We start from the raw sequence: 1,384 nt of genomic DNA, 5'->3' as shown, positions 1-1,384 counted from the left end.
AAGATGTTCAAATGATTTTTCAAGATGCATTTTCGAGTTTGAATCCACGGAAAACAATTTACGATATCATTGCGGAGCCTATTCGAAATTTTGAAAAAATAGATGCTAATACGGAAAATAAACGGATTCATGAATTATTGGATATTGTTGGACTACCTAAACAAGCTTTAGAACAGTATCCTTTCCAATTTTCTGGAGGTCAACAACAAAGAATTGGAATCGCACGGGCAGTTGCTACTAATCCTAAGTTAATTGTGGCCGATGAACCAGTTTCAGCATTAGACTTATCTGTTCAAGCTCAGGTTTTGAATTTCATGAAGCTCATTCAAAAGGACTTGGGAATTGCATTTCTTTTTATTTCTCATGATTTAGGGGTTGTCCGCCATATGACTGATAATATTGCAGTCATGCACAACGGTCGAATTGTCGAAAAAGGAACACGAAGAGATATTTTTGATGAGCCACAGCACATTTATACTAAACGACTCTTATCTGCTATCCCTTCGATTGATGTTACAAGAAGAGCGGAAAATCGGAAAAACCGTCTAAAAGTTGAACAAGACTTTGAGGATAAAAAAGCAAATTTTTATGACAAAGATGGACACGCTTTGCCCTTAAAAAAATTAAGTGAAAGTCATTGGGCTGCTTTGCCAAAAGGAGGGGAAAATGTGGAAAGTAATTATTAGACGTATTTTATTGATGATCCCTCAATTATTTATCTTGAGTATTCTTGTTTTCTTCTTTGCTAAATTGATGCCTGGTGATCCTTTTTCAGGGTTGATTGGTCCTCATACCGACCCACATGAAGTTGAAGCATTAAGACGGGCAGCAGGTTTATATGACCCTTGGTGGGAGCAGTATCTCAGGTGGCTAGGGAATGCCATACATGGGAATTTAGGAATGTCCTATAATCTCAAAGAGCCTGTGATGACTGTCATTGGACATAGAGCGATTAATACTTTTTGGATGTCACTTTTGTCAGTTATTTTAACTTACTTATTTGCTATTCCGATGTCGATAGTTGCAGCTCGAAATGAAGGAAAATGGCAAGACCAATTGTGGTTGACCTATAATTCAATTACTTTTGGTATTCCACCTTACGTATTCTATCTCTTGATTATCTTTATCTTTGGTTATAGTCTTAATTGGTTTCCGACAGGTGGGACGGTAAGTCCAGATGCGATGGGAATAATTCCTGTTTTCTTTAGTAAGATTTATCACATGATTCTTCCGGCTTTTAGTTTGGCGGTCTTTGGAACAGTTGGAATCTTTACTTACTTCCGCTCAGGAATTTTAGATGAACAAACACAAGATTATGTACGAACGGCTCGAGCCAAAGGGGTTAAGGAAAAAGTGATTTTTAGACGTCATATTTTGAGAAATG

The 1,384-nt window shown here is 37.2% G+C and carries 2 protein-coding genes; both read left to right on the top strand.

Annotated elements, in window-relative coordinates; translation table 11 throughout:
* Window positions 1–686 (top strand): murein tripeptide/oligopeptide ABC transporter ATP-binding protein OppF (gene oppF / locus ABT299_RS52685; protein WP_500255482.1); only part of this gene is annotated, 686 nt, incomplete at its 5' end.
* A partial coding sequence (oppB, locus tag ABT299_RS52680; protein WP_500255481.1) for a murein tripeptide/oligopeptide ABC transporter permease OppB occupies window positions 667–1,384 on the top strand: 718 nt, incomplete at its 3' end. The genes oppF and oppB, both read left to right, overlap by 20 nt.

It is taken from the genome of Spirillospora sp. NPDC000708 (assembly GCF_040299565.1).
Lineage (GTDB): Bacteria > Actinomycetota > Actinomycetes > Streptosporangiales > Streptosporangiaceae > Spirillospora.
The sequence above is the reverse complement of the archived record's forward strand: the minus strand, read 5'-3'. Positions and strand labels throughout refer to the sequence as shown.